The sequence below is a fragment of the Kitasatospora sp. NPDC059648 genome, from assembly GCF_042734825.1.
In the GTDB taxonomy this organism is placed as follows: domain Bacteria; phylum Actinomycetota; class Actinomycetes; order Streptomycetales; family Streptomycetaceae; genus Kitasatospora.
Window position 1 is genome coordinate 12,530 of the sequence record NZ_JBHWDU010000089.1, and the last position, 21,968, is coordinate 34,497.

Genomic DNA, 21,968 nt, shown 5'->3' on the forward strand with positions numbered 1-21,968 from the left:
AACCGCCCCGGCACCCACCCTCCCGAGAGCCCACCCCCCGAACACCAACCCCCTACCGCACCACGACGAACCCGTCCACCCCTCGCTCCGGCCGCTCCCGCGGCTCCTCCGCCGGTCGGCCGACCGCGACGGCCCCCATCGGGTCCCACCCCTCCGGCAGGTCCAGCACCCCCCGCACCGTGTCCCGACAGAACATCGTCGAGGAAACCCAGGCGGACCCGTACCCCTCGCCCGTCAGCGCGACCAGCAGGTTCTGCACCGCGGCCCCCGCGGCCACCGTGAACATCTCCCGCTCCGCCGCGGCCCGCCGCGGATCCGGGTAGTCGTGCGACCCGTCCGTCACCAGGCACGGCACCACCAGGTACGGCGCGTCCCGCAGCACGTTGCCGCGGGCGGTGCGGCGGGCGATCCGGGCTTCGTCCCAGCCGTCGAGTTCGCGCAGGTCGCGCTGCCAGGCGCCGAGCATCGCGTCGAGCAGCCGGACCCGGGTCTCGGCGGACTCCAGCAGCACGAAGCGCCAGGGCGTGGTGTGGTGCGGCGCGGGCGCGGTGACCGCGGCGGCCACCGCGCGCCGGACGGCGGCCGGGTCGACCGGGTCGGCGGTGAAGGAGCGGACGGTGCGCCGCAGGGTGACGGCCCGGCGCAGTGCCTCGGAGGTGCCGAGCCGGAACATGTCGTCGGCGGCGGGGCGCACCAGCGGCCGGGTGCCGTCGCCGTCCTCGGCGGTGACCAGGTGTCCGAGCCCGCGGACGATCGCGACCGGGACGCCGGTGGCCTTGCCCTTGACCAGGTCGGCGGCGGCGGCGAGCTCGTCGGCGGTCGCGGTGACGGTGAGCACCAGCTCGTTGCCGTGGCTGTCGGTGCGCCCCCGGTGGTCCTCCAGTACGGACAGCCCGGCGGCGCCGATCGCGACGTCGGTGAGCCCGTTGCGCCAGGGCCGTCCGAAGGTGTCGGTGACGACGACGGCGAGCCGGCGCCCGGTGAGCTGCTGGAGCCGGGCGCGCAGCGCCCGCGCGGAGGCGTCCGGGTCCTCGGGAAGCAGTAGCAGGGTGCCGGGGGCGGTGTTGGAGGCGTCGACCCCGGCGGCGGCCATGACGAAGCCGTTGCGGTTCTCGACGATCCGGGCCGGTCCGCGCCGGGCGACCACCCGGACGGTCTCGGCGTCGATCGCGGCGTCACGGTCGGCGGTGTGCAGCAGCCGGCCCTCGGCCTTGCTGACGATCTTCGAGGTGACCAGCAGGATGTCGCCGTCCCGGTACGTCCCGGCCTTGGCGATCAGTCCGGCGAGGTCCGCCCCGGCGTCGACCTCGGGGATCCCCTCGACCCCCAGGACCTCCAGCGCCGGGATCACTTCCGTACCCGCTCGGCGAGGGCCAGCGCCGTCCGGGCCATCTCGGCGGTGGCCTCGACGTCGGTCATCAGCAGCGGGACGGCCCGGCAGGCGATCCCGGCGGCCTCGACCGCGGCGACAGCCTTCTCGTCCGCGGTGTCCACCAGCCAGCCGTCGAGCAGGTCGGGGCCGTAGTTGAGCGCGACCGCCTCGGCGGTGGCCTCGACGCCGACGGCGGCGAGCACCTTGTCGGCCATGCCCCGCACCGGGGCCCCGCCGATGATCGGGGAGAGCCCGACGACCGGCGCCGGGGAGGCGGCGACGGCCTCCCGGATGCCGGGGACGGCGAGGATGGTGCCGATCGAGACGACCGGGTTGGACGGCGGGAAGAGGATGACGTCGGCCTCGGCGAGGGCCTCCAGCACGCCGGGCGCGGGCTTGGCGGTGTCCGCTCCGACCGGGACGATCGCCTCGGCGTCGACGGCGGCGTGCAGCTTGACCCAGTACTCCTGGAAGTGGACGGCCCGGGTGCCCTGCTCGTCGGTGATCCGCACGTGGGTCTCGACCCGGTCGTCGCTCATCGGCAGCAGCCGCACGCCGGGGTTCCAGCGCACGCACAGCGCCTCGGTGACCTGGCTGAGGCTGTACCCGGCGGTGAGCATCTGGCTGCGGACGAGGTGGGTGGCGAAGTCCCGGTCGCCGAGCCCGAACCACTCGGGGCCGACGCCGTACTCCTTCATCTCGGCCTTGATCGACCAGGTCTCGTCGGTCCGGCCCCAGCCCTGTTCCTCGTTGATCCCGCCGCCGAGGGTGTACATCACGGTGTCGAGGTCGGGACAGACCTTGAGGCCGTAGAGGTGGATGTCGTCACCGGTGTTGCCGATGACGGTGATCTCGTCCTGCGGTCCGACCGCCGCGAGGAGCCCGCGCAGGAAGCGCGCCCCGCCGATTCCGCCTGCCAGTGCCACGATGCGCATGGAGTCATCCTGCCACGGTCGGACTCTTCGTCAGTCCGCGCTCAATGCCGCTCGGCCTGCTCCCGCGGGTGCTGTTCGGGGACGGCCGTGGCGGCGGCGCCGTACTGGTTCATCTCGGTCAGGCCCGGGGTGTAGAGGTGGATGGAGACGGCGGGTTCGAGCGCGCCGTTGACCACCTCGTGCAGGTAGCCGGAGGAGAACACCCGCTGCCCGCCGGGGCGCAGGGTGCGGGCGGCTGAGCCGCTGGGGGTCCCCCCGGCCGAAGGCTGGGGGAGGGTGAGGGAGCGTTCGATCAGCTCGCCCCGGACGACGGTCATCACGCCGGAGGACTCGCCGTGGTCGTGGAAGCCGCTGCTCTGGCCGGGCAGCCAGCTGAGCAGCCAGACCTCGTACCCCGGGCCGGTCTCCAGCCGGGCGTACCAGCGGGAGAGTGCGTCGTAGCGGACCAGCGGCTCCCAGCGGGCGCGGTCGGCGGCGATCTCGCGGACCAGCCGGGCGTACTCGGCGACGGTGGTGGGGTGGCCGGGCAGGTCGGTGCGGGCGAGGTGGGGGAAGGCGAGTGGGTCGCCGGCGATGGAGACGTCGCTGAGACCGTCCGCCCAGCGGTGTCCGTCCGTGCGGCGGACGGCGGGGGAGAGGCCCAGGCGGGCGAGCTTGTTGCGGTCGCGGTTCCGCCTGCGGATGCGGATCATGCGCACGGTAGTCGTCCTCGGATGAGTCGGCTGGTTCGGGGAGCAGCCGGATCCGGGATGTCCTGGGGCGGGAATCGCGGGCGGCCTCTGTGCTTCCTGGGGGCGGCGCGCGGTGGGACGCGGGCGCCTAGATACAGCAGGAACAGAGGCGACAACAGGAGTTCACGGCACGGCGGAGCGTGGAACCGCTCCGGGGGCTGGCGAACTCTGACATAAGGGCAAGGACATCGCATCCGCCGGGTCGGTGTCAACTCGGAGACTGCGGCATTCGAGTGGATTAGGTGCGGATCTTGCCCGGATGGGGTGATTCATCACTCTCTATGTTTCGATGGGAAGATCGCCGGGAAGGCAGGCCGATGACCGGCCTGTGACGATGACCGGGCGTCATTTCGCGAATGCTTGCGGATATTTCGCTGCTGTCCGGGGCTTTCGGACTGAAGGTCCGATGTGTCCGAATATGTACACTATTCGTAACGGCTTGGTGCCAGTGAGTGAATCCCGGCCTCAATACCAGAGCTCGGCTTGACTGGGCCAGAGTGACGCAACTGTAATTTCACTCGTGTCGTCAGCCGCACGAGGCAACGGCAACCACGGGGACGCCAAGTAGGGGCAGAGGAGGCGCGCCACATGAGCGAGCTCTTTGAGCTGTTGATCGGGGACGGCATCGCGGAGGACGAGGAGGAACTCGGTTGGCAGGAGCGCGCGTTGTGCGCCCAGACCGACCCCGAGTCCTTCTTCCCCGAGAAGGGCGGCTCTACCCGCGAGGCCAAGAAGGTCTGCCTCGCCTGCGAAGTCCGCTCGGAATGCCTGGAGTACGCCCTTGCCAATGACGAGCGTTTCGGCATCTGGGGCGGACTCTCCGAGCGCGAGCGCCGTAGGCTCAAGAAGAGCGCGGTCTGAGCGCGGCGGCCTCCGGCTCCCGCTGACCCTCCGCCAACGGAGGAGGGCCACACAGTTGTACGAGCGCCTCACCGCGACGGTGGGGCGCTTTCGCGTTCCCGGGCCGCCTCTTCCGCTCCTCCCCGGGCCCTTCTTCACCGCCTCCGCACCGGCACCGCGCACGAGACGGCCATCGGGAGCCGTTAGTGTGGTGCGCCATCCGGTTGCCGTTCACCGGCTGTGTCCACCGAGAACTGGGGCCCGCGCACTCGATGACCGTCTACAGCCACCAGAGCGGCTTCACCGCTGCCAGGCCGCCCGCCTACCCGCGCCACCTGGTCACCGCGGTGATCGTCTCGCACGACGGCGCCCGCTGGTTGCCGCAGGCCCTGGCCGGCCTGCTCGGCCAGGACCGCCAGGTCCAGCGGATCCTCGCCGTCGACACCGGATCCACCGACAACTCCCCGCAGCTGCTCGCCGACACCCTCGCCGACTGGCTGCCCGAGAGCGGCCCGCTGGTGCTCGGCCGCCGGGCCGGCTTCGGCACCGCCGTCGCGGAGGCCGTCTCCGGAGCCGCGCCCCTGCGCCCGGAGGACCTCCCGTACCGGCTCGACCCCTCCGGCTACGACCCGGTCACCGGCGACTGGGACGACTTCGGCGACCCGCTCGGCCAGGAGGACGACCTCGGCCGCGGCGGCCCGCGCGAGACCCAGCCGGTCGAGTGGCTCTGGCTGCTGCACGACGACTGCGAGCCGCAGACCGACGCGCTGCGCCGACTCCTCCAGGTCGCCGACTCCACCCCGAGCGCCGGCGTGGTCGGCCCCAAGCTGCGCAGCTGGTACGACCGCCGCCAGCTGCTGGAGGTCGGCGTCACCATCGCCCGCTCCGGCCGCCGCTGGACCGGCCTCGACCGCCGGGAGCAGGACCAGGGCCAGCACGACCAGGTCCGCCCGGTGCTCGCCGTCTCCAGCGCGGGCATGCTGGTGCGCCGGGACGTCTTCGAGGAGCTCGGCGGCTTCGACAAGGCCCTCCCGCTGATGCGGGACGACACCGACTTCTGCTGGCGGGTCAACGCCGCCGGCCACCGCGTGGTGGTAGCCCCCGAGGCGGTGCTGCGGCACGCCGAGGCGGCCAGCCGAGAGCGTCGGGCGATCGACTGCGGCCCCGCCCACCCGCACCGGGTGGACAAGGCCGGCGCCGTCTACGCCCTGCTCGCCAACTGCAGGGGTGCGCTCTTCCCGTACGTGCTGCTGCGCCTGGTGCTCGGCACCCTGGTGCGCGCCGTCACCAACCTGCTCGGCAAGGACCCGCGCCAGGCCGTCGACGAACTGGCCGGCCTCGGCCACGAACTCGTCCGCTTCCCGAGGCTGTTGGCCGCCCGCAAGCAGCGCGCCCGGACCAGGGCGGCGGACGCCCTGGACGACCGCACGCTGTTCCCGGCCCCCGGCGCGACCACCCGGCTCGCCGTCGAGGGCGTGATCGGCTCGCTCGGAATAGGGGGCGGCGACGACTCCGGCAGCCGCCACGGCTCGGTGGAGGCCGGCGGCGACGAGGACGGCGAGGACCTCGTCGTCGAGCAGTTCGCGCTGCTCAAGAAGCTGGCCCGGCGCCCCGCGCCGGTGCTGTTCGCCGCCCTGCTGGTGTTCGCCCTGGTCGCCTGTCGCGGCCTGTTCGGCGGCGGCGAGCTGTTCGGCGGCGCCCTGCTGCCCGCCTCCGACGGCGCGGGCGGCCTGTGGTCGATGTACGCGGACGCCTGGCACCCGATCGGCACCGGCTCCACCGCCGCCGCGCCGCCGTACCTCGGGGTGCTCGCGGTGCTCTCCTGGCTGCTGTTCGGCCACGCCGACCTCGCGCTCACCCTGCTGGTGGTGCTCACCGTCCCGCTGGCCGCGGTCAGCGCCTACCTGGTGTCCCGGCCGCTGCTGGACTCCAAGCTGGTCCGGGCCTGGGCCAGCGCCACCTACGCGCTGCTGCCCGCCGCGACCGGGGCGCTCGCCCAGGGCCGGATCGGCACCGCCGTCCTCGCAGTGCTGCTGCCGCCGCTGGCCCGCGCCGCCGCGATCGCGGCCGGTCTCGGCATCCGTCAGGAGAGCGCGGCCAAGGGCGCCCGCCCCGGCTGGCGGCCGGTCTGGATGACCGTCCTGATGCTCACCCTGGCCACCGCCTTCGTCCCGCTGACCTGGGCGCTCGCCGTGCCGTTGTGCCTGGCGACGCTGGTCGTCGCGGTGCTGCGCGGGGGCGCCTTCGGCACCGGCGGTACGGCGCTGCGGCTGCTCGGCCTGCGCGTGCTGGTGATCCTCGCGGTGCCGGTCGCGGTGCTCGCCCCCTGGTCGCTGAAGGTGCTGTCGCACCCGCAGTGGCTGCTGCTGGAGGCCGGGCTGCCCGGGCTGCACGGCGCCGGGGCGAGCGCGGCCGGCCTGCTGCTGGTCAACCCGGGCGGCGCCGGGGTGCCGCCGGTCTGGCTCTCCGCCGGTGTCGTCCTGGCCGCACTGGCCGCGCTGCTGCGCGCCGACCGGCGCCGCGCGGTGCTCGCCGCCTGGGGCGCGGCCGGCGCCGGCCTGCTCTTCGCGGTCGCGGTGGCGGGCACCTCCGTCACCCCGGCCTCCGGCGGCCCGGCGGTGCCCGCCTGGGCCGGGCCGGCCACCCTGATCGCCGGGATCGCCCTGCTCGCCGCCGCCGCGATCGGTGCCGACGGCGCCAACGCCCGCGTCGCCGGGATCGCCTTCGGCTGGCGCCAGCCGGTCGCCGCCCTGGTGGTGGCCGCCGCGGTGCTGGCCCCGCTGGGCACCGGCCTGTGGTGGGCGCTGACCGGCGCCGACGGTCCGCTGCACCGCGCCGGCGCCGGCCAGGTGCCCGCCTTCATCGCCGAGGAGGCCGGTACCACCGACCGGGCCCGCACCCTGGTCGTCACCGGGCAGAAGGGCGCCGTCCGCTACACCGTGCTGCGCGGCGCCGGCCTGACCCTCGGCCAGGCGGAGTCAACCGTCGACCCGGCCACCGGCACCCAGGACGGCCTGAACAAGATGGTCGGCAACCTGCTGGCAGGCTCCGGCGCCGACCAGGCGAACGCCCTGGCCGGCTACGGCGTCGCCTACGTGCTGGTCGAGCGCCAGGCCGTCAACGCCTTCAAGGACGTCCTGGACGCCACCCCCGGCCTGGTCAAGGCCAACCAGGAGGGCGACACCGCGCTCTGGCAGGTCAACGGCGCCCCCGCGGTGCGCGCGGTGATCACCGCCCCGGGCGCCACCCCGGTGGTCGTCCCGGCCGGGGTCCGCGACCTCTCCACCACCGTTCCGGCCGGTCCGGACGGCCGGGTGCTGCGGCTCGCCGAGTCCGCCGCCCCCGAGTGGAAGGCCACCGTGAACGGCACCGCCCTGGAGCCCACCACGGTCGACGGCTGGGCGCAGGGCTTCAAGCTCCCGGCCGCCGGCGGCAAGCTGAGCGTCACCCGCGAGGACAGCCTCGTCCACACCGGCTGGATCTGGGCCCAGGTACTGCTCGGGCTCACCGTCCTGGTACTGGCCCTGCCGGGCCGCCGCAGCCACAAGGACGACGACCTGCCCGAGGAGGTGGTGGCCGCCGCCGCGCTGGCCGCCGCCCAGGCGCAGGCCCCCGCCCCCGGCAGTCGTCGGGCCCGCCGGATGGCCGAGCGCGGCGAGGGCGGCGAGCCCGGCGCCGAGGAGCCCGGTGTGTACGACGGCGGGCCGGGCGCCGTCCCGGCGCAGTCCGCCGGCGAGCCGGTGACCGGGGCGGTCCAGGCGGCCGCCGCCGTCCAGGAGTCGGAGCCGTACACCGACCCGTACCAGTCGTACCAGCAGGCCGACCCGTACAGCTACGACCAGTACGCGGCCCAGCAGCCGGCGGCTGCGCCCTACGGCGGCCAGGGGTACGACGGCCGGGCGTACGACGGCCACCAGCAGCAGGCGTACCCGCAGCAGGGCTACGAGCAGCAGGGCTATGAGCAGCACGGCTACGAACAGCAGGGCTACGAGCAGTACCCGCAGGAGCAGTACGGCTACGACCCCTACCAGCAGCAGCCCGGGCAGGCCCAGCAGGCCTGGCTGCCGGGCCAGCAGCAGGGCGAGCCGTACTACGACCCCAGCGACCCGGGCGGCACCGGCCACTCCGCCGCGCACTACCCTCCGCACCAGCACGGATCGGGGAACTGACCCGCGATGAAGAAGCCCGCTTTCAGGAAGAAGTCCGGCGCCGGGCCCGAGGAGGCCTTCGAGCCCGCGGCCGTCGAGCCGGCCGGGGCCGGGGAGCCCGCCCGCGCGGCGGTCGAGCTCCCCGGCCGCTCCGCCGGGACGACCACCCGGTCCCTGCTGGCCGCGGCCGTGGTGCTGGCGGCGGTCCTCGGGATCGCCGAAACGCGCCCGCCGGCCGGCCCGGCCAAGGCGGATGCCGGGGGCGCCCCCAGCACCGCCCAGGTGGAGCGGACGGCGGCGGTCTGCCCGCAGCCGTTCCAGGGGCTGACCGGCTCGACCACGCTCACCGCCTACACCCCGCCCGGCACCGGCTCCGCGACCGGCGGCGCGGGCTGGCTCTCCGACCAGTCCGCCCCCGCGACGCCGCCGACCGCCGCCCCCTCGGCCCCGGCCTCCGCGCCTCCGAACGGATCGCCCGCCGCGGCCCCGAGCGGCTCGTCCACCGCCGCCCCGAGCGGCTCGGCGACCCCGGGCCCTGACAAGAACGCCGCGCCCGCCGACGCCAAGCTGACCCTGACCAAGCCCGGCACTCCGGCCACCGGCCCGGCCACCAACGGCGACGGCGCGCCCGGCACCGGGGCCGTCGCCACCGGCGCGCTCGCCCCCGGCTTCACCGTCACCCAGACCACCGTGGTCACCGAGCAGCGCGGCCTGGGCCTGTCCGGCCTCACCTGCACCCCGGAGAACACCAGCTTCTGGTTCGCCGGGGCCAGCACGGCCGGCGACCGGGTCGACTACCTCAGCCTGGTCAACCCCGAGTCCTCCGCCGCCGTGGTCGACATCCAGCTGTACGGCGACAAGGGCCTGATCGAGAACGACGCCGCCAACGGCATCACCGTCGCCCCCGGCAGCTCGCAGTCCGTCCTGCTGTCGACCCTCAGCAAGGGCGCCGTCACCGACCTCGCCGTGCACGTGGTGGTCCGCTCCGGACGGGTCGGCGCCGCGCTGCACGCCGCCGACGGCTCCAAGGGCGCCGACTGGGTCCCCGCCTCGGCCGACCCGGCCCCCACCCAGGTGCTGCCCGGCCTGCCCGCCGACACCGCCGCGGCCCGCCTGGTGGTCTGGGCGCCGACGGACGACGACGCCGACCTGAAGATCCAGCTCTCCGGCAAGAACGGCTGGTTCACCCCGGCCGGCAACGAGTCGATCCACGTCAAGGCGGGCATGGTGGCCGCCGTGGACCTCGGCAAGGTCACCAGGGACGAGGTCGCCGGACTGCGGTTGTCGCCCAGCGACGACAAGCACGCCGTCCCGGTCGTGGCCGGCCTGCGGATCGACCGCACGGGCGGCAACGGCAAGAGCGACGCCGCCTGGCTCACCGGCAGCAACCCGGTCGGCGCCCGCGCCACCGTCGCCGACAACCGGGCCGGCGCCTCCACGCTGTTCCTGACCTCCACCGGCGACGCCGCCACCGTCAAGGTCACCGCTTCGGCCGGCAGCGGCGGCGGCACGCCGGCGACCAAGGAGGTCCAACTCCCGGCCGGCGGCACGGTCGCCGTCCCGGCGCCCGAGCCCGCGGGGCTGAACGGGGTCTTCGCGCTCACCGTGGAGACCGAGTCCGGCGGCCCGGTGGTCGCGGCCCGGATGCTCTCCGTCCCCAACAAGGACGTGCCGATGTTCACCGTCCAGGCGCTGCGCGACGACCACAGCACCGTCCAGGTCCCGCAGGCTGCCCAGGACCCGGGCGTCGTGCTGCGCTGACCCTGCCCTTCCGGGGCTCCGCGGGGCCCCGGAAGGGTCAGTCCTCGTCGTAGCGCGGGTCGATCGCGTCCGGGGACAGCCCCAGCAGCTCGGCCACCTGCTCGATCAGGATCTCGTGCACCAGCGCGGCCCGGTCCTCCCGGGTCTTCGCCCGGATCTCCACCGGCCGCCGGTACACCACGATCTGGCTCTTGCGGCCCTTCTCGCCGGGGGACACCCGGCCCAGCGGTACGCCGTCCTCGGCGTCGGCGCCGTCCGCCTCGTGCAGCGGCACCTCCTGCACGGCGAACTCCACCTCGATCAGCTGCGGCCACCGCCGCTCCAGCCGCTCCACCGACTCGCGCACGTAGTCGTCGAACAGTTCGGAGCGGGTGAGCGAGATCGGCACCTGGGGCGGCGCCAGCGGGCCGCGCAGCCCCCTGCCGTGCCGGTCGCGGTGCCGGGGGCGGCGCGAAGGGCCTGTCGATGACTGCGGTGCGGAGCTGTCCATATCACTGCCGAGAGTAGTCCTTGGCGGGTCGGAAGTGGACCACTCCGACGGGGAATCGCCGGGGCGACGGCGCGTGCCCGGACGGCCGGAGCGAGCGGCGCGTCGGGAGCCGCACGGCGCGCCGGGGGCGCCCCCCCGGGCCCGGCCGGGGCGTTCGCGCGGGCGCGCGGACCGCGACACGGCACCCCCGCCGGGCAGGCGGTCTTCGCTCCCCGGCGGGGAGTGCGGTACCGTCCACCCTCGTGAGCTCTGTACGTCGTTGTTCGCGGACCGCGTGCGGCCGACCGGCCGTCGCGACGCTGACGTACGTCTACGCGGACTCCACCGCCGTGCTGGGCCCGCTCGCCACCTATGCCGAGCCGCACTGCTACGACCTGTGCGCCGAGCACGCCGAGCGGCTCACCGCCCCCCGCGGCTGGGAGGTCGTCCGGCTCGCCGCCGAGGCCGGACCGCTGCGCCGCAGCAGCGACGACCTGGAGGCCCTCGCCAACGCCGTCCGCGAGGCCGCCCGCCCGCCGACCCCCCGTCAGGTCCGCGCCCCCGAGGGGGAGTCCACCGAGGGCGGCCGCCGCGGCCACCTCCGGGTGCTGCGCTCGCCCGACAACTGAGTTCCTGCCGGCGGGCCCCGCCGGCGGACCCCGCCGCCCTCACCCGGCACGATGCGTTCGCCCGGCCCGGGTACGCTGCCCGTCTGACCTCACCGCGCCCCGTCGACCGAACGGGCGGGTGGCCGACGTATCGATCAGACAGAACCAGGGTGGAGCCGCAGTGCGCGACCTCAAGCAGCTCGTGAAGGCGTACGACGTCCGAGGGGTCGTCCCGGACCAGTGGGACGAGAGCCTGTCCCGGGCCTTCGGCGCCGCGTTCGTGCAGGTCACCGGCGCGTCCGCGATCGTGGTCGGCCACGACATGCGGCCTTCCTCCCCGTCGCTCAGCCGGGCCTTCGCCGAGGGCGCTGCGGCCTACGGCGCCGACGTGGTGCAGATCGGCCTCTGCTCGACCGACCAGCTCTACTACGCCAGCGGCAAGCTCGACCTGCCCGGCGCGATGTTCACCGCCAGCCACAACCCGGCCCAGTACAACGGCATCAAGCTCTGCCGGGCCGGCGCCGCCCCGGTCGGCCAGGACACCGGCCTGTCCGAGATCCGCGAGCTGGTCGAGTCCTGGACCGCCGAGGACGACACCGTCACCGTCCCGGCCCGCGACGTGGAGCCCGGCGCGCTCTCCGAGCAGGAGACCCTGCGCGGCTACGCAGACCACCTGCTGGGCCTGGTCGACCTCACCGCGATCCGCTCGCTGAAGGTCGCCGTGGACGCCGGCAACGGCATGGGCGGCCACACCGTGCCGACCGTCTTCGACGGCCTGCCGATCGAGCTCGTCCCGATGTACTTCGAGCTGGACGGCACCTTCCCGAACCATGAGGCCAACCCGCTCGACCCGAAGAACCTGGTCGACCTCCAGGCCAAGGTCCGCGAGGTCGGCGCCGACATCGGCCTGGCCTTCGACGGTGACGCCGACCGCTGCTTCGTCGTCGACGAGCGCGGCGAGCCGGTCTCCCCGTCCGCGATCACCGCCCTGGTCGCCGCCCGCGAGATCGCCCGCGCCAAGGCCGCCGGTGAGACCGAGCCGACGATCATCCACAACCTGATCACCTCCTGGACCGTCCCCGAGGTGGTCCGCGAGCTCGGTGCCACCCCGGTGCGCACCCGGGTCGGCCACTCCTTCATCAAGCAGGAGATGGCCGCCACCGACGCCGTCTTCGGCGGCGAGCACTCCGCGCACTACTACTTCCGCGACTTCTGGCGCGCCGACACCGGCATGCTGGCCGCGCTGCACGTGCTGGCCGCGCTCGGCGGGCAGGAGCGCACCCTGTCCGAGCTGACCGCCGAGTACGACCGCTACGCCGCCTCCGGCGAGATCAACAGCACCGTCGCCGACCAGGCCGCCAGCACCGCCGCCGTCCGCGCCGCCTACGCCGGCCTGGAGGGCACCACCGTGGACGAGCTGGACGGCCTCACCGTGGCCGGCCCGGACTGGTGGTTCAACCTGCGCGCCTCCAACACCGAGCCGCTGCTGCGACTCAACGTCGAGGCCAAGGACCCGGCGCGGATGGCCGAGCTGCGCGACGGCGTGCTGGCCGTCGTCCGCGGCTGAGCCCCGTCGTCGGGGCCGGGCCCCGCGCCCGTCAGGGGCCGAGCCCAGCGCCCGTCCGCGCTCCGGCGGAGCGCGCCTGACCGAAGCACGCGGTGCCCCGGCCGGTAGGGTTGCCTATCGGCCGGGGCACCTCCGTGCCACCACCGAACTTTGGAGAGCCCCATGAAGCTCGAATCCTTCCTGCTGGAGATCCTGGTCTGCCCGCAGTGCCGGGCCGCGCTCACCGAGGGCGGCACCGAGGAGCAGCCCGAGCTGGTCTGCACCGGCGCGGACTGCGGCCTCGCGTACCCGGTCCGCGAGGGCATTCCGGTTCTTCTGGTGGACGAGGCCCGCCGCCCGGCCTGATCCTGTTGGGGCGTGTCGGACACGCCCCCGGGGCGGAAGCCCCGCCCGCGCCCGTCGACCACAGGACAGCCGGAGGCCCGCCGCATGCTCGACGACACCCTGCTCGACGACCCGGCCGCCCTCCAGCGCGCCGACCACGACCGCGCCCTGCTGGCCCTGGCCGGGGCCGGCGCCCGGGTCCGCACCGCGCTGCGGCAGTCCGACGCGGCCGGCCTCGACCGGCTGCGCCCGGACGGCCGCCCGCGCGCCGTCCTGGTCGCCGGGCACGGCAGTGCCCTGACGGCGGCCGAGATCCTCGCCGTGCTCTCCGGCTCCTCCGCGCTGGTCACCCCGCTGCCGCCGACCGAGGCCGCGGCCCCGCGCGCCGACCGGGCCGGCGCCCCGCCCGCCTTCACCGCCGGGCTCGGCTGGCAGCTGCCCGGCTGGGTCGGCCCGCTCGACCTGCTGGTGGTCAGTTCCGCCGACGGCGGCGAACAGGGCCTGATCAGGCTCGCCGAGCAGGCGTACGCGCGCGGCTGCGCCATCGTCGTCACCGCCCCGGCCGGCAGCCCGCTGGCCGAGGCGGCGCTGCAGGTGCGGGCCTTGCCGCTGCCGTACGTCGCCGCCGTGATGCCCGACGAGGGGCTGCCCGCCGTGCCGGCCGCCGAACCGGACCTGCCGCCCGAGGACCCGGCCGCGCTGTGGTCCCACCTGGCCCCGCTGCTGGCGCTCGCCCAGAAGCTCGGCCTCACGCAGCTGCCGTACGACGCGCTGCCGGCCGTCGCCGACCTCCTGGACGCCACTGCCGTGCGCTGCCGCCCGGACGCCGCCGCGTACACCAACCCGGCGAAGGGGCTGGCCGCCCGGCTGGCCGGGACGGTCCCGCTGCTGTGGGCCGAGGGCCCGGTCGCCGGCGCTGCCGCCACCCGGTTCGCCGCCCAGCTGGCCGACCGGGCGGGCCGCCCGGCGCTGGCCGGGGCGCTGCCGCAGGTGCTGACCGCCCACCGCGGCATGTTCACCGGCCAGTTGGGCGCGGGCGCGGACCCGGACGACTTCTTCCGCGACCGGGTCGAGGAGCCCGATCCGCTGCACCTCCAGGTCCTGCTGCTGCGGCACGTCCCCGGTACCGGCTCCTCGGAGGAGCAGGACGGCCCCGCCGAGGTGACCGAGGGCGACGAGCGGCCGCGCAGCTTCGGCGTCAGCCGGGCGCACCGGCTGGCCGCCGCCCACGAGGTCCGGCTGACGGAGTACGCGAGCACCCTCCCGGACCCGCTGCACGCGCTGGCCGACCTGATCGCGCTGACCGACTTCGCCGCCGTCTACCTGGGGCTCGCCGCCGCGCAGTCCTGAGCGCCGTGCCGCGCGGGCCTGAGCGTGCTGCCGATAGGTTGGGGCGCATGAGCACTGAGGGCGGGACGAAGGCACTGGTGGCGGCGCTGTCCGCGAATCTGGCGATCGCGGCGGCGAAGTTCACCGCCTTCGGCTTCACCGGCTCCTCCTCGATGCTGGCCGAGGGCGTGCACTCGGTGGCCGACTCCGGCAACCAGGTGCTGCTGCTGATCGGCGGCAAGCGGGCGCGCCGGGCGGCGGACGAGGAGCACCCGTTCGGGTACGGGCGCGAGCGCTACGTCTACGGCTTCCTGGTGGCCATCGTGCTGTTCAGCGTCGGCGGCCTGTTCGCGGTCTACGAGGGCTGGCACAAGGTCAACCACCCCGAGGCGCTGGAGTCCTGGGGCTGGGCGGTGGGCGTGCTGCTCTTCGCCATCGCGATGGAGGGCTGGTCCTTCCTCACCGCGGTGCGCGAGTCCGCCAAGGCCAAGGGCGGTCAGGGCTGGGTGCAGTACATCCGCACCGCCAAGGCGCCGGAGCTGCCGGTGGTGCTGCTGGAGGACGCCGGCGCGTTGATCGGCCTGGTGCTGGCGATGTTCGGCGTCTCGCTCACGGTGGCCACCGGCAACGGCGTCTGGGACGGCATCGGCACCCTGTGCATCGGCGTGCTGCTGGTGCTGATCGCCGTGGTGCTCGCGCTGGAGACCAAGTCGCTGCTGCTCGGCGAGTCCGCCGACAAGGGATCGGTGCGGCGGATCCGGGCCGCGCTGGTGGACGGCGAGACCGTCACCGGGGTGATCCACATGCGCACCCTGCACCTCGGGCCCGAGGAACTGCTGGTCGCCGCCAAGATCGCCGTCAACGCGGAGGACAGCGCCGCCCGGGTGGCGGCCGCCATCGACGCGGCCGAGGAGAGGGTCCGGGCGGCCGTCCCGATCGCCCGGGCGATCTACCTGGAACCGGACGTCTACAGCGCCGAGAAGGCCGCCGCGGGCGAGGACCCGACGGCCACCCCGGGCGGCCCCGGGCCGGCCGCGGCGCACTGACGCGCCGTCCGCCCGGCTCGCGGGCGGCCCCCCCGGTCGGGTGCCCCCGGGCCGGGGTCGAGCGGCGGTCGGATCGGCGACCGAAATCGTTCATCCCCGGACGCCCGGTGGGGCTGCCGGTGTAGATTCGTCACCAGAGCCAGAACGTCGCTGCTGATGGCGGTCGATCGGCGGTCCGTGCCCCCAGGGGTGTGCGCCGGTCGAGGGAGAGAGGTCCTCCGACGGTTTGTGCTGCGCAGCGGGGAACCGCGGTCCGCACCCCCGGACCAGGTCGCCCCGGCGTAGCCGTGCACCCGGACGGCTCGCCATGCGCAACGCACATCCGGACCTTGGCCCCGCCCCACCCCATCAGCGAGGAGCAGACGCATGTCGACCGACATCACCGGTGACTTCAAGGTCGCCGACCTTTCCCTGGCGCCGTTCGGCCGCAAGGAGATCCAGCTGGCCGAGCACGAGATGCCCGGCCTGATGGCGATCCGCGCCGAGTACGCCGAGTCGCAGCCGCTGGCCGGTGCCCGGATCACCGGCTCGCTGCACATGACCATCCAGACCGCCGTGCTGATCGAGACCCTGACGGCGCTCGGCGCCGAGGTCCGCTGGTGCTCCTGCAACATCTTCTCCACCCAGGACCACGCGGCCGCCGCCATCGCCGTCGGCCCGGAGGGCACCCCGGAGAACCCGCAGGGCGTGCCGGTCTTCGCCTGGAAGGGCGAGACCCTGGAGGAGTACTGGTGGTGCACCGAGCAGGCGCTGACCTGGCCTGACGGCAAGACCCCGAACATGATCCTGGACGACGGCGGCGACGCCACGCTGCTGATCCACAAGGGCGTCGAGTTCGAGAAGGCCGGTGCCGCTCCGGACCCGTCCACCGCGGACAACGACGAGTTCCGGATCATCCTGGAGCTGCTCAACCGCACCCTCAAGGACACCCCGAACAAGTGGACCGAGGTCGCCGCCACCATCAAGGGCGTGACCGAGGAGACCACCACCGGTGTCCACCGCCTGTACGAGATGCACCGTGACGGCCAGCTGCTGTTCCCGGCGATCAACGTCAACGACTCGGTCACCAAGTCGAAGTTCGACAACAAGTACGGCTGCCGCCACTCGCTCATCGACGGCATCAACCGTGCCACCGACGTCCTGATCGGCGGCAAGGTCGCGGTCGTCTGCGGCTACGGCGACGTCGGCAAGGGCTGCGCCGAGTCGCTGCGCGGCCAGGGCGCCCGCGTCATCGTCACCGAGATCGACCCGATCTGCGCGCTCCAGGCGGCGATGGACGGCTACCAGGTCGCGACCCTGGACGACGTCGTCGAGATCGCCGACATCTTCATCACGACCACGGGCAACAAGGACATCATCATGGCCTCGCACATGGCCCGGATGAAGCACCAGGCCATCGTGGGCAACATCGGCCACTTCGACAACGAGATCGACATGGCCGGCCTGGCCAAGCTCGACGGTGTCGTGAAGACCGAGATCAAGCCGCAGGTCCACGAGTGGCGCAAGGCCGACGGCCGCACCATCATCGTCCTCTCCGAGGGCCGCCTGCTGAACCTGGGCAACGCGACCGGCCACCCGTCCTTCGTGATGTCCAACTCCTTCGCGAACCAGACGATCGCCCAGATCGAGCTGTTCACGAAGACCGAGCAGTACCCGATCGGCGTCTACGTGCTGCCGAAGCACCTGGACGAGAAGGTCGCCCGCCTGCACCTGGACGCGCTGGGCGTGAAGCTGACCACCCTGACCCAGGAGCAGGCCGACTACATCGGCGTTCCGGTCGAGGGCCCGTACAAGTCGGAGCAGTACCGCTACTGATGCGGTGACGTCCCGTACGCCGGTGGCCGGCACCCCGCGTGGGTGCCGGCCACCGGCGCGTCCGGGCTCAGCGCAGATTGCTGGTGGTCCAGGTGCTCTCGTCCGGGCCGGTGACGTGCACCCGGTCCAGCAGGCCCGTGAGACCGCCGACCTGGTCGAGCAGCGGCAGGATCTCGGGGAGCGCGGTCGCACAGATCTGCAGGCCCGCCTCGTGCCGGCACTTCGACTCGGGGCGGAGACCCATCAGCTTGCTGTCCTCCGGGGCCACGGCGACGCTGACGACCTTGTCGCCGACCTTCAGGCCGAGCGTCGACTCCCAGACCGGTGTGCCGGTCGGGTGGGTCAGACTGGCCTCGTCCGGGCGGACGGACGCAGGCAGGCCGCTCAGCCAGAACGGCAGCGGGACGTCCCGGCTGGTGCTCGTGACGGACTCGGCGATCCGGACCAGGTCGGCGTCGGGGATGGGGGTCTGGGCGTAGTGCATCGCCGTGATCTGCGCCCACCGGCCGTCGGCGGCCTGCCAGCGCAGGACCCTGGTGCTGGTGTCGTAGCGGGGCTCGGTCGGATGCTCGACCCAGTACGCCGTCCGGCCGTTGATCGGCTCGGCCGGGACCTTCGCCTCGTCCGGGTGGCGGTTGAGGGCCGGCTCGGGGCCCGGGGCGAGCAGGACGATCTGGAGGCGCCGCATGGCCAGTTTCGGCTCGTAGGCGGTGATGTTGGAACCGAAGCTGCCGCTGGCGTAGCCGAGGCCGTGGTCGCGGTCCACCCAGTCAGGCAGCCAGCCGACCTTGAGCTCGGACGTCAGCAGCGGGGTGCCGTCGACGGCCGGCCCGGTGGGGAGGGGCGCCGGGGTGGCGGCCGCGGTACCGGAGGCCGCGGGTGCGGTGGGAGCCGCGTTGCCGTTCCCGGGGTGCAGCAGCGTCGCCAGGCCGACCACGAGGGCGGTCGCGGCGGACACCGCTACGACCGCGCCGGCCCGCCGGATGCGCCGGCGGGCCCGCCCCCGGGTGATCGACGCCGTGACGTCGAAGCCCGGTGGCGGGGCCGGCTCGTCGGCCAGGGCCGACAGACGGGCGGCCAGCTCACCGTGTTCCGTGGGAGTCATGACATCCTCTCTGCGACGGCGGGGGCGGGAACGAAGGTGCGGCGGAGGGTGTCCAGGGCACGGGCGCTTTGGCTCTTCACGTTGCCGGAGGAGCAGTTCAGCGCCTCGGCCGTCTGGTCGATCGACAGGTCGCAGTAGTACCGGAGCACGACCGTCGCGCGTTGCCGGGGCGGGAGCGCCGCCAAGGCCTGGCGCAGGTCGAGCGAGACGTCCAGGTCGATGCCCTCGGCCGCGATGTCCCGTTCGGCGCCGGTCCGAACCGTCCGGCGCCACCAGGAGGTCCGCTGCTCGGCGAGGAACGTGTTGGCCAGCGTCCGGCGGGCGTAGCCGTCCAGGTTCGTGGCCCGGCTCGCCTTCGACCAGTGCACGTACAGCTTGGTGATGGTCTCCTGCACCAGGTCGTCGGCCCGGTGCCAGTCCCCGCACAGCAGATAGGCGACCTTCCGCAGCCAGCTGCTCCTGGAGGTCACGTACTCGGTGAACTCCGCGTCGCGCGTCCGCTTCGCCATCCGCGCCCCCTCTCCTCGTCGCGACGGCGTCTCTCCGGCACCGTCCACCCCCCTGATGCGCGCGGCTCCGGGGAATGTTGCATGCGGGACCGCACGTAGGCTTCGGGCATGCCCAACGGTCGGTACTCGCTGCACACCACGACTCCCTTCGGCCACGACCGCCTGCTGCTCGGCGAGGAGCGCTTCAGCTGCGCTCCCGGGGCGGCCGGGTGGCGGTACGTCTCCAAGACCTACGCGCCGGACGGCCGGGTGCTCGGCAGCGTCGACCTGACGCTGGATTCGCGCGCCCGGCCGCTGCGCATGGAGCTGCGGGCGGGCGGCTGGCAGGTGCGCGGCGGCGCGGTGGACGGGGTGGCCTGGGTCCGTACCGACGCGGCGGACCCGGGCGGCGAGCACGCGGTGGAGGGGCACGACCGGGCGCACGGCTTCACCGGGAGCTCGCCGGCCTTCCTGGTCGCCACCGCCCGGATGCTGCGGCTGCGCGAAGGGGCGAGCGCGCGGGTGCGGCTGGTGGCGTTCACCGAGCCGGTGCTGGCGCCGCGCACCTTCGACCAGGGGTGGCTGCTGGAGGGGGTGGACACCCACGAGACCGACTCGGGGCCGCTGGTGGTCGAGCGGTACCAGGTGGCGGACCTGGAGACGGGGGAGCAGCAGGTCGTGCACCTGGCGGGGGACGTGGTGCTGGCGGCGGCGGGGATCGAACTGGAGGAGCTGGCGTCGCCGCCGAACGCCTGGGCGGTGGGGGAGTAAGGGGAGAGCGGGGCGGGGCGCGTGCGTGCTCAGGCCGGCGGGGCGAAGCCTGCGTCGGGGGCGGGCTGCGCGGGTGCGGCGGGCTGCGCCGGTGCGGTGGGCCGCGCGGGCTTGGTGAGGGACGGGGCGATGGCCGCGGCCGGGGCCGCCGGTACCGGTGCGGGCGCCGCGGGCATGCCGAGGACGCGGTGCGGTCGGCCGTCGGGCATGACCGCCGGGTGCGGGGCCGGCGCCTGGACGAGGGCCGCCGCCGCGAGCTGCTGCTGGACGCGCATCCACTCCCGGCGCTGGCGCTCGGTGAGCACCGCCCCCAGGTAGGCGGCCGGGTGGAGGCCCTGCGGTACCGGGTTCCCGATCCGGGCGGCCAGGTCCCCGGCCAGCCCGGCGGACATCCGGAAGGTCACAGTGGGGTCCAACTGTCCTATCCGGCCCAGCAGTTGGCGGGTGGCGAGCCAGAGCGGCTCGGGGACGGCCGACAGGTCCATCGAGACCAGCTCGCGGCCCATGTCGTGCAGCAGCTGCGGGTGCACCGGCGGCAGCGGACTGGCGGGGCCGCCCACACCCGGGGTGCGTTCGCGGATCACCACGGTCCCGGCGAAGATGTCGCCGAGTCGCTTGCCGTCCGGGTTCAGCGCGGAGGTGATCACGGCCGGGGCGCCGGTGATCGCGATCACCTCGAAGAAGCCGACCAGCCCGCGCACCAGCGAGTGCCGGAACCGCACCGGCCCGCCGTCGGTGCGCACGACCCGCAGGCCGAGCGCGGTCTTGCCGAGCGACCGCCCGTGGGTGAGCGTCTCGATCATCACCGGCAGGGCGACCAGGAAGAACACCGTCATGCCGAGCATGGTGGCCGCGAGCGCCGCGCTGTCGAGGTCGGCCAGGGCGACGCTCATCACCAGCGTGCAGATGAACAGGGCGGCGAACTCGACGAGCAGGTCGAGCACGATCGCCAGCGCCCTGCTCGGAAGCTTCGCCGTCTGCAGGTCGAGGACGACCGCCTCACCCGTCACCAGGTCGCTCAAGACACCTGTCCGTTCACGCTCACGCGGGACGGGGGAACGCGGTCGGATCGGCCCCCCACTGCCCGCTCTCCGCAGTCTGATCCGCAGCCGCAAACATACGGCGCCCGGTGGGCGCACGGGAAGTGAGATCCCGGCGGCCGAACCGGCGGCGGCTCCTGGCATGCTGGGCCCGCACGTGTCCGTACGTACCTGCCCGACCGCGCACGCGCTGTCTCGCGCCATCGCCGACCATGGAGCCGCCGAATGGACCTGGACGTCTTCGTCGCCACCCACCAGGGGGAGTGGGCCCGGCTGGACGCCCTCGCCCGTCGGCGCCGGCTCAGCGGCGAGGAGGCCGACGAGCTGGTCACCCTCTACCAGCGCGCCACCGGCCACCTCGCCAAGGTCCAGGCCGCCGCGCCGGACCCGGCCCTGGTCGGCCGGCTGACCGGGCTGGTCTCGCGGGCCCGCAGCGCGGTGACCGGAGTCCGGACCAACGGCTGGCAGGACGTCGCCCGCTACTACACGGTGAGCTTTCCGGCCGCGCTGTACCGCGCCCGCCGCTGGTGGGTGCCGGTCGCCGCCGTCTCGGTGGCCGCCACCGTGCTGCTCGCCTGGTGGATGGCGACCCACCCCGAGGTCCGCAACAGCCTCGTCACCGCGGACGCGCTGCGGGAGATGACCCGCCCCGGCGGCCAGTACGAGGCCTACTACTCGGACCGGCCGGCCAGTTCCTTCGCCGCCCAGGTCTGGACGAACAACGCCTGGATCGCCGTGCAGTGCCTGCTCTACGGGATCGCGCTGGGCATTCCGGTGCTCCTGGTGATGTGGACTAACGTGGTCAACCTCGGTGTGGGCATCGGGCTGATGGCCTCCGCCGGACGGCTCGACGTCTTCCTCGGCCTGCTCATTCCGCACGGCCTGCTGGAGCTGACCGCGGTCTTCGTGGCCGGCGGCCTCGGTCTGCGACTCGGCTGGACCGTCATCGACCCCGGTCCGCGCACGCGTGCCGTGGCGCTGGCGGAACAGGGCCGCTCGATCATCGGGATGTCGATCGGCCTGGCGACGGTGCTGGCGGTCTCCGGAGTGCTCGAAGCCTTCGTGACGCCGTCCGGCCTGCCGACCTGGGCCCGCATTTCCATCGGTGTACTGGCCGAGGTGGCCTTCCTCCTGTACGCCCTGGTGCTCGGTCGGAAGGCCGCGGACGGCGGAGAGTTCGGCGACGTGGACGCGGCCGACCGGGCGGACCTGCAGCCCGTCGCGGCCTGAGCCGATGTGATCAACAGGCCGCTGACCTGCTAGTCTTCTCGCATCCCGGCCAAACCATTGACGTGGTGAGGGTGGGCTAGTAGGTTTGAACGGTTGGGACTGACTGGACAACGGTCGGTCCCGGGCGCTAGTGTCTACGACACCGCCGAATCGAGGCGAGCGCGTTTCACGAAATGCGCACCCTCCGACAAAGCAAAAACCCCCCGGACCGAGCACACCGGAAGCCCTGATAAGCTTCCGAGCGAAGTTCGGAGGAAATCCCACCAGCGGGAATCGGATGAATGAAACTCCGGAAAACGGAGCGGAAAACATCTGATAAGCTGGAAACACGAAAGAACGAAGCGCCCGGAGGGCCCGCTGGAAGGCGGTCCGAAGGAAGTGTCCGTTCC

Annotated in this window: 18 protein-coding genes; 11 read left to right on the forward strand and 7 right to left on the reverse strand. The window is 73.8% G+C overall.

Annotated elements, in window-relative coordinates:
* Positions 1-52: 52 nt before the first annotated feature.
* From ACFV1W_RS33815 to ACFV1W_RS33825, 3 genes are read right to left on the reverse strand one after another with little or no spacing between them, the layout of a single operon-like run.
* Positions 53-1,351: a coenzyme F420-0:L-glutamate ligase gene (locus tag ACFV1W_RS33815; RefSeq protein WP_380421082.1), complete on the reverse strand. Its 1,299-nt coding sequence runs from the start codon at positions 1,349-1,351 to the stop codon at positions 53-55.
* Positions 1,348-2,307, reverse strand: coding sequence for a 2-phospho-L-lactate transferase (cofD, locus tag ACFV1W_RS33820; RefSeq protein WP_380421083.1), 960 nt, complete (start codon positions 2,305-2,307; stop codon positions 1,348-1,350). Before cofD ends, ACFV1W_RS33815 begins: the two co-directional genes overlap by 4 nt.
* 41 nt (positions 2,308-2,348) lie before the next feature.
* Entirely contained in the window at positions 2,349-3,005 is a 657-nt protein-coding gene (locus tag ACFV1W_RS33825; protein WP_380421084.1) for a cysteine dioxygenase, read from the reverse strand.
* 621 nt (positions 3,006-3,626) lie between these two features.
* Between ACFV1W_RS33825 and ACFV1W_RS33830 the strand changes: the two genes are divergently transcribed.
* The 3 genes from ACFV1W_RS33830 to ACFV1W_RS33840 all read left to right on the forward strand — a co-directional run bounded on the left by ACFV1W_RS33830 (position 3,627) and on the right by ACFV1W_RS33840 (position 9,787).
* On the forward strand, positions 3,627-3,899 hold the full coding sequence (locus tag ACFV1W_RS33830; protein WP_030062195.1) for a WhiB family transcriptional regulator: 273 nt from the start codon (positions 3,627-3,629) through the stop codon (positions 3,897-3,899).
* Between the two features lie 251 nt (positions 3,900-4,150).
* Entirely contained in the window at positions 4,151-8,047 is a 3,897-nt protein-coding gene (locus tag ACFV1W_RS33835) for a glycosyltransferase (protein ID WP_380421085.1), read from the forward strand.
* A 6-nt stretch (positions 8,048-8,053) separates the two neighbouring features.
* On the forward strand, positions 8,054-9,787 hold the full coding sequence (locus ACFV1W_RS33840) for a DUF5719 family protein (RefSeq protein ID WP_380421086.1): 1,734 nt from the start codon (positions 8,054-8,056) through the stop codon (positions 9,785-9,787).
* Between the two features lie 37 nt (positions 9,788-9,824).
* Here ACFV1W_RS33840 and ACFV1W_RS33845 read toward each other — a convergent pair whose 3' ends face one another.
* Positions 9,825-10,277: a metallopeptidase family protein gene (locus ACFV1W_RS33845; protein WP_380421087.1), complete on the reverse strand. Its 453-nt coding sequence runs from the start codon at positions 10,275-10,277 to the stop codon at positions 9,825-9,827.
* Positions 10,278-10,519: 242 nt separating this feature from the next.
* On the opposite strand from ACFV1W_RS33845, the gene ACFV1W_RS33850 reads away from it, so the two are divergent.
* The 6 genes from ACFV1W_RS33850 to ahcY all read left to right on the forward strand — a co-directional run bounded on the left by ACFV1W_RS33850 (position 10,520) and on the right by ahcY (position 16,945).
* Positions 10,520-10,885, forward strand: a complete 366-nt coding sequence (locus ACFV1W_RS33850) for a DUF3499 domain-containing protein (RefSeq protein ID WP_380421088.1) — start codon at positions 10,520-10,522, stop codon at positions 10,883-10,885.
* A 160-nt stretch (positions 10,886-11,045) separates the two neighbouring features.
* Positions 11,046-12,431: a phosphomannomutase/phosphoglucomutase gene (locus ACFV1W_RS33855; RefSeq protein ID WP_380421089.1), complete on the forward strand. Its 1,386-nt coding sequence runs from the start codon at positions 11,046-11,048 to the stop codon at positions 12,429-12,431.
* A gap of 162 nt (positions 12,432-12,593) precedes the next feature.
* On the forward strand, positions 12,594-12,776 hold the full coding sequence (locus tag ACFV1W_RS33860) for a Trm112 family protein (protein WP_030289948.1): 183 nt from the start codon (positions 12,594-12,596) through the stop codon (positions 12,774-12,776).
* Between the two features lie 84 nt (positions 12,777-12,860).
* Complete coding sequence (locus ACFV1W_RS33865; RefSeq protein WP_380421090.1) at positions 12,861-14,105, forward strand: SIS domain-containing protein; 1,245 nt, start codon at positions 12,861-12,863, stop codon at positions 14,103-14,105.
* 47 nt (positions 14,106-14,152) lie between these two features.
* Complete coding sequence (locus ACFV1W_RS33870; protein WP_380421091.1) at positions 14,153-15,130, forward strand: cation diffusion facilitator family transporter; 978 nt, start codon at positions 14,153-14,155, stop codon at positions 15,128-15,130.
* Positions 15,131-15,496: 366 nt separating this feature from the next.
* A complete protein-coding gene (gene ahcY / locus ACFV1W_RS33875) occupies positions 15,497-16,945 on the forward strand; it encodes an adenosylhomocysteinase (protein WP_380421092.1) in 1,449 nt (482 codons plus the stop codon).
* A 67-nt stretch (positions 16,946-17,012) separates the two neighbouring features.
* Here ahcY and ACFV1W_RS33880 read toward each other — a convergent pair whose 3' ends face one another.
* Together ACFV1W_RS33880 and ACFV1W_RS33885 are read right to left on the reverse strand one after the other, a co-directional pair.
* Positions 17,013-18,050: a hypothetical protein gene (locus ACFV1W_RS33880; protein ID WP_380421093.1), complete on the reverse strand. Its 1,038-nt coding sequence runs from the start codon at positions 18,048-18,050 to the stop codon at positions 17,013-17,015.
* Positions 18,047-18,559: a SigE family RNA polymerase sigma factor gene (locus tag ACFV1W_RS33885; RefSeq protein WP_380421094.1), complete on the reverse strand. Its 513-nt coding sequence runs from the start codon at positions 18,557-18,559 to the stop codon at positions 18,047-18,049. The genes ACFV1W_RS33880 and ACFV1W_RS33885 overlap by 4 nt, the downstream gene beginning before the upstream one ends.
* 108 nt (positions 18,560-18,667) lie before the next feature.
* Here ACFV1W_RS33885 and ACFV1W_RS33890 point away from each other — a divergent pair, with 108 nt between their 5' ends.
* Positions 18,668-19,309: a hypothetical protein gene (locus tag ACFV1W_RS33890; protein ID WP_380421095.1), complete on the forward strand. Its 642-nt coding sequence runs from the start codon at positions 18,668-18,670 to the stop codon at positions 19,307-19,309.
* A 29-nt stretch (positions 19,310-19,338) separates the two neighbouring features.
* On the opposite strand, the gene ACFV1W_RS33895 is transcribed toward ACFV1W_RS33890, so the two are convergent.
* Positions 19,339-20,331, reverse strand: a complete 993-nt coding sequence (locus ACFV1W_RS33895; protein ID WP_380421096.1) for an RDD family protein — start codon at positions 20,329-20,331, stop codon at positions 19,339-19,341.
* Between the two features lie 243 nt (positions 20,332-20,574).
* Here ACFV1W_RS33895 and ACFV1W_RS33900 point away from each other — a divergent pair, with 243 nt between their 5' ends.
* Positions 20,575-21,579, forward strand: coding sequence for a stage II sporulation protein M (locus ACFV1W_RS33900; protein ID WP_380421097.1), 1,005 nt, complete (start codon positions 20,575-20,577; stop codon positions 21,577-21,579).
* The last annotated feature ends 389 nt before the right edge of the window (positions 21,580-21,968 follow it).

Excerpts from the sequence above, each read along its gene's own strand:
- ACFV1W_RS33885 (WP_380421094.1), bottom strand. The coding sequence starts at position 18,559 with ATGGCGAAGCGGACGCGCGACGCGGAGTTCACCGAGTACGTGACCTCC.
- ACFV1W_RS33880 (WP_380421093.1), bottom strand. The coding sequence starts at position 18,050 with ATGACTCCCACGGAACACGGTGAGCTGGCCGCCCGTCTGTCGGCCCTG.
- ACFV1W_RS33870 (WP_380421091.1), top strand. The coding sequence starts at position 14,153 with ATGAGCACTGAGGGCGGGACGAAGGCACTGGTGGCGGCGCTGTCCGCG.
- ACFV1W_RS33860 (WP_030289948.1), top strand. The coding sequence starts at position 12,594 with ATGAAGCTCGAATCCTTCCTGCTGGAGATCCTGGTCTGCCCGCAGTGC.
- ACFV1W_RS33890 (WP_380421095.1), top strand. The coding sequence starts at position 18,668 with ATGCCCAACGGTCGGTACTCGCTGCACACCACGACTCCCTTCGGCCAC.
- ahcY (WP_380421092.1), top strand. The coding sequence starts at position 15,497 with ATGTCGACCGACATCACCGGTGACTTCAAGGTCGCCGACCTTTCCCTG.
- ACFV1W_RS33835 (WP_380421085.1), top strand. The coding sequence starts at position 4,151 with ATGACCGTCTACAGCCACCAGAGCGGCTTCACCGCTGCCAGGCCGCCC.
- ACFV1W_RS33845 (WP_380421087.1), bottom strand. The coding sequence starts at position 10,277 with ATGGACAGCTCCGCACCGCAGTCATCGACAGGCCCTTCGCGCCGCCCC.
- ACFV1W_RS33830 (WP_030062195.1), top strand. The coding sequence starts at position 3,627 with ATGAGCGAGCTCTTTGAGCTGTTGATCGGGGACGGCATCGCGGAGGAC.
- ACFV1W_RS33900 (WP_380421097.1), top strand. The coding sequence starts at position 20,575 with ATGGACCTGGACGTCTTCGTCGCCACCCACCAGGGGGAGTGGGCCCGG.
- ACFV1W_RS33865 (WP_380421090.1), top strand. The coding sequence starts at position 12,861 with ATGCTCGACGACACCCTGCTCGACGACCCGGCCGCCCTCCAGCGCGCC.
- ACFV1W_RS33840 (WP_380421086.1), top strand. The coding sequence starts at position 8,054 with ATGAAGAAGCCCGCTTTCAGGAAGAAGTCCGGCGCCGGGCCCGAGGAG.
- cofD (WP_380421083.1), bottom strand. The coding sequence starts at position 2,307 with ATGCGCATCGTGGCACTGGCAGGCGGAATCGGCGGGGCGCGCTTCCTG.